Source organism: Ferruginibacter sp. (assembly GCF_031430955.1).
Lineage (GTDB): Bacteria > Bacteroidota > Bacteroidia > Chitinophagales > Chitinophagaceae > Ferruginibacter.
This window is the reverse complement of record NZ_JANPCM010000111.1, coordinates 1-5674: the sequence shown is the minus strand read 5'-3', so window position 1 is coordinate 5674 and position 5674 is coordinate 1. Positions and strand designations below refer to the sequence as shown.

At 37.5% G+C, this 5674-nt stretch carries 4 protein-coding genes; 2 read left to right on the top strand and 2 right to left on the bottom strand.

The window, feature by feature from the left end; all coding sequences use genetic code 11:
- Both ACY65O_RS03065 and ACY65O_RS03060 read left to right on the top strand, forming a co-directional pair.
- On the top strand, positions 1-2040 hold a 2040-nt coding region (locus ACY65O_RS03065; RefSeq protein WP_462219382.1), incomplete at its 5' end, for a xanthine dehydrogenase family protein molybdopterin-binding subunit.
- 260 nt (positions 2041-2300) lie between these two features.
- A complete protein-coding gene (locus ACY65O_RS03060; RefSeq protein WP_462219381.1) occupies positions 2301-4523 on the top strand; it encodes a hypothetical protein in 2223 nt (740 codons plus the stop codon).
- A 3-nt stretch (positions 4524-4526) separates the two neighbouring features.
- On the opposite strand, the gene ACY65O_RS03055 is transcribed toward ACY65O_RS03060, so the two are convergent.
- Positions 4527-4712, bottom strand: coding sequence for a hypothetical protein (locus tag ACY65O_RS03055; RefSeq protein ID WP_462219380.1), 186 nt, complete (start codon positions 4710-4712; stop codon positions 4527-4529).
- A 35-nt stretch (positions 4713-4747) separates the two neighbouring features.
- On the bottom strand, positions 4748-5674 hold a 927-nt coding region (locus tag ACY65O_RS03050; protein WP_462219379.1), incomplete at its 5' end, for an N-acetylmuramoyl-L-alanine amidase.

Below are 5674 nucleotides of genomic sequence, written 5' to 3'. Positions count from 1 at the left end.
ATAAAAGAAGCAAAAAATGCACCCGGCGTACTGGATATTATTACGCATGAAAATACTGTTACTGTAGAAAAACTGAATGATGAGAAAAAAGCAAAAGATAACCGGCTGGGCTTAAGGATTTTTCATACAAAAGAAATTTTCAGTAACGGCCAGCCCATTGCGTTAGTAGTAGCAGATCATTTGGAGCAGGCACAATATGCTGCATCTCTTATTAAAGTGGTTTATACAAAAGAAGTGCATGCCACTGATTTTACTGCAGCAGTTGCCAGCGAAAAAAGTACAAAATTTTCTGATGATAAAATAAGGGGTGATGCTAACGCATGGAAAACTGCACCCGTAAAAATAGAGCAGGAATATACACAACCCATAGAAGTGCACAGCCCGATGGAAATGCATGCCACTATTGCAATTTGGGATGGTAATGATAAACTAACTGTTTACGATAAAAATCATTCTGTAAAAGATGTGCAGGGTACCATTGCAAATGCATTTGGCCTTAAAAAAGAAAATGTTTTTGTACAGGCAGAATTTGTAGGTGGTGGTTTTGGAAGTGGCTTAAGGGTATGGCCGCATACCATTGCTGCAATTATTGCTGCAAAAAAATTAAATCGTGCTGTTAAAGTTGCTGTTACAAGGCCACAAATGTTTACTATGACAGGTTATCGTCCGCAGGCGTGGCAAAAAATTGCTGTGGGTGCAGAGGCAGATGGAAAAATAACAGGGTTTGTTCATGAAGCAATTGGCAACACTTCTATGTATGAAAAATTTGGTGAAAATATTACCGGCATTACAAGAGTATTGTATGATTTTAAAAATTTAGAAACAAAATATAAAACCGTTTCATTAAATTTAGCCACACCCATTTGGATGAGGGCACCCGGAGAAGCCACCGGCGCTTTTGCATTGGAATGTGCGATGGACGAACTGGCGCATGCATTAAAAATGGATCCGCTGCAATTGCGTTTAAAAAATTATGCTGAAAAAGATATTGATGATAATTTGCCCTGGTCGAGCAATTTTTTAAAAGAGTGTTATGAAATGGGTGCTAAAAAATTTGAATGGGAAAAAAGAAAGGGGGAGCCAAAGGCAACAAGAATCGGCGATTGGTGGGTTGGGCATGGCATGGGAGTAGGTACATGGGGAGCGTTCAGATTAAAAGCAACGGCCAGAGGAAAATTAGACCTTAACGGAAATCTTTTATTACAAAGTGCTACCAGCGATATGGGTCCGGGTACCGCAACAGCAATGGTAGCCATTGCAAATAATGTATTGGCTGTTGCAAAAGAAAAAATAAAATTCGAATTAGGAAATTCTGCATTACCTGATGCGCCGGCACAGGGCGGAAGTTTTACACTGGCGTCGGTTGGCTCTGCAGTAAGTGATGTGTGTGAAGAGATAAAGAAAAAATTATTTTCTTTTGCTGTTGAAATAGAAAATAATTTTAAAGATGCAAAATATGAAGACGTGATTTTTAAAGATGAATCTCTTTCTTTAAAAAATAATTCATCTGTTACAATTTCTTATACACAATTGCTGCGTAATAAAAATGTAACTGAAATTGATATTACCAAATCATCTGCCAGCGGTGATGAAAGCAAAAAATATTCTTTTAATTCTTATGCGGTGCATTTTGCCGAAGTGCATGTGCATGCCTATACAGGTGTGGTAAGGGTAAAGCGTTTTGTAAGTTGTGTTGATGCAGGAAAAATTGTAAGTGAAAAAACTGCGGCCAGTCAAATAAAAGGTGCGGTAGTGTGGGGCATTGGCCAGGCATTAATGGAAGAGCAGCAAATTGATCATCGTTACGGAAGAATAATTGCCAACGATTTTGCAGGTTATCACATTCCTGTTAATGCAGATGTACCGGAGATAGATGTTACGTTTATAAATAAACCTGATCCTTACATTAATCCAATGGGATCAAAAGGTTTGGGCGAAGTGGGATTAATTGGTTCGGCTGCAGCTATTGCTAATGCTGTATTTAACGCCACCGGAAAAAGGATCCGGCAATTGCCCATTACACCCGATAAATTAATTTGATAACAAACAATTTAAAGGCTATTCGTTATTTGAAAAACTCTTGGGGGGTTTGCATAGACTCTAAAATTAAATTATAGTGATATAACCCTCCGGGAGTTTAGCTCTATTGAACGCAGCCGGAAAAGAATACGGAAATTGCCCATTACACCCGATAAACTGATATAAAATAATTTATTGAAACATAGTTTTTATACAGAAGGCAACAAAGCTGTCTCATGCTGCGTTTGTATTTTTAGTACATTTAAAAAACTGCCGCATATATGAAACAGTTGTTGAATAATATTTTTTATTCTTTCCCTGTACAACTTTTTATTCTTCATTTTAGAAAATACCAGGTGTTGCTGGTGTTTTGGTATGTGCTGGGCAGCACTATCAATAGCGGTTTTATGAAAAATTTTGGCGCCGATGCGCTATTTTTTGCGCCGGAATATTTAGGTAATGTAAATGCCTTAGGTGCTGCAATTGTAGGTATTGCAATGGGTGTTTTTATGATGAGCTGGAATATCACCACTTTTATCCTGCACAGCAAACGCTGTAAATTTTTAGCCACCGCATCAAAACCATTTTTAAAATATTGCATTAATAATGCAGTGCTGCCACTGTTATTTATTATATTTTATCTTATAAGATTAATTCCTTTTGATGAAAATAAAGAGCTGATGAATGCCGGAGAAATTGCCATAGTTATTGCCGGCATGCTCGGTGGTTTTATTCTGTTGCTGGCCGTTTCGTTTGCGTATTTTTTCGGTGCCGAAAAAACAATACTCCGCAGTATTGTGCCCATCATTGGTAATCCAAAGCAATTTAATCAATCGTATAATCCATCCGAAAATCCGCAAAAGGAAGGATTTGGAATGAAAGTGGGCTATTATTTTACCGGAAGATTCCGACTTAGAAAAGCAAGGAACGTTTCGCACTACAGCCAGGATTTTTTGGATATGATATTTAAGCGCCATCATATCTCTGCAATAATTAGTATTGTACTGGCTTTTATTTTTTTAGCTGTCATTGGTTTTTTTTTAGACAATAAAGTTTTTCAGGTACCGGCAGCTGCAAGCATTTTTATTTTTTTTGCAGTAATGACGGCTTTTATTGGTGCCCTTACTTATTTTTTACAAAGCTGGAGTTTGCCTTTTATTATTGTGCTTGTTTTTTTTGTAGATATTTTATACGAAAACGATATTATTGACCCCCGCAATAAAGCATACGGTTTAAATTATACTAATAAAGATGAGCGGCCTGTTTACGGCAAACAGTCATTACTGCAATTGTGTACGCCTGCTAAAGTTGCTGCAGATAAAGCCGCAATGCTTGAAGTTTTAGAAAACTGGAAAAAGAAACAAACCAGCCCAAAGCCGGTAATGATTTTTATAAATGTTAGCGGTGGCGGTTTACGCAGTGGCACTTTTGTAATGAATACGCTGCAGCAGTTAGACAGTATTAGCAATGGAAAATTAATGCAGCACACCATGCTTATCAGCGGGGCAAGCGGCGGTATGCTGGCGGCCACCTATTACCGTGAGTTGTATCGAAATAATTTAACTGCCCCGGTAAAACAAAACCTGCATCACCCCAACTTAACCAATAATATTGCCGAAGATCTGTTAAATCCTGTTTTTTCATCTATGCTGGCAAGAGATATTTTTTCTCCTGCACAAAAATTTAAAGTAGGTAATTATAAATATGTAAAAGACAGGGGTTATGCATTTGAACAAAAATTAAATGAAAACAGTGCCGGGTTATTTAATACGCAAATAAAAGATTTTGCAGCAGATGAAAAAGCGGCAAAAGTTCCGCTGATAATTTTTAACAGCACCATTTCCCGTGATGGCAGAAAAATGATGATTGCATCGCAGCCCATAAGTTTTATGATGAAGCCGTTGCTGTATGCAAACGATACCACTGTAAGCCCCGATGCGGTTGATTTTAATGCGCTGTTCGCAAAACAAGATCCGCAAAATATACGCTTGTTAACAGTGTTGCGTATGAATGCTACCTTTCCTTATGTGTTACCCAATGTTTGGCTGCCAAGCCTGCCCGTTATTGATGTAATGGATGCAGGTTTACGTGATAATTTTGGCCAGGAAACCAGCCTTCGTTTTATAGAAAATTTTAAAGACTGGTTAACACAAAATACCGGTGGTATATTAATTTTGCAAATGAGGGACCGTACAAAAGATAACTGGCAACAACCTTTTGAAAGTGTTGGCATGACAGATGTACTGGTTAAACCTGCAACCATGCTGCAGCATAACTGGTACAAATTGCAGGATTATTCTGAAACTGAAAAATACAGTTACATGCACGACGAATTAGATTCTGTATTGCACCGCATAACTTTTATGTACGTACCCGAAAAAGAAGAACAGGGTGCTGCACTTAATTTTCATTTAACTGCAAGAGAGAAAAGAGATATCATGTTATCTTTTAAAAATAATTTTAACCAGGATGCAATGCGGAAGGTGCTGGAGTTGTTGAAATGATACTTATTTTTTATAAAGCATTTTATTTGCCCATAGCACAAATTCATCAGCATCAAGCATAGAAAAAAAATGTGGGTGCCTGGTGCCATCAGGTTTAAAACCTTTGCCCAGGCAATTTATAAATTCAGCATTGTTGTTGCCTAAAATTTTAAGTTGAGAAATGCAGCCCGATAAATCTGCCATATTCATAAACTCAGCAAACAAAGTTGTTACAAACAAAACTGTTACAAATTATCTCCCTTCTTACATCCTTCCAAAAAATCCTTTATCCCCAGTACAATCTTATCTGCAATTTGCTGTTGAAAACCTTCATCTAATATTTTCATTTCGTCTTCGGGGTTGCTGATAAATAGAGTTTCTACTAATGCATTGGGGTATTCGATGGGGCTGTTGAGCATAAAATTAAAACTGCCGGTATTACCGTATTCTTTCAACCCTAATTCCAGCATACGTTTATAAATATCATGGCTTAAATTTCTAAAACCGATATAGCGGTAAAAAGTGCCGGTGCCACTAACCCTGATCGGGTCGCCTGCCGAATTTAAATGTATGCTGATCAACAGATCTGGCATACTATCTCTGTAAAATAAAATACGGTCTTTATTATCTACAAATTTTTCGGTGGTTCTTGTCATAATTACTTTTGCTCCCTGCTGTTCTAAAGTTTTTTGCAGTTTAAGTGCCACAGCAAGCGTAAGCATTTTTTCTGATGAACCAGTTGGCCCGCCTGCGCCGGTATTGCTGCCGCCATGGCCAGCATCAACAGCAATGGTTAATTTATTTAACGATAAATTTTCCGGCTGCCTTTTTATTTTTATCATTAAATTATTGCCACGGTAATAAATTTGATGGCCCCAATGCTGCGGATGTTTTAATTCAATTATAACCCTGAAAATGTCTTCGGCGTTTTGTTCGTAATAAACGTTTTTTATTTCTTTTACATTTTCCAATTGTGTTATCCAGTTAGTATTATTGGTGGCACCAAAAATATCTACCACAATTTTTGAAGGTTCAATTAACTGAAAAGACTGATAAGGTAATCTTGCAAACAAACCAACCGTAACATAATCATACAGCGAATCGCCGTAGGCTCTTAAACTACTGGTAAGCGATTCTGGTGTAAAATTTCCTTTGGGTAAAAATTGAATCAG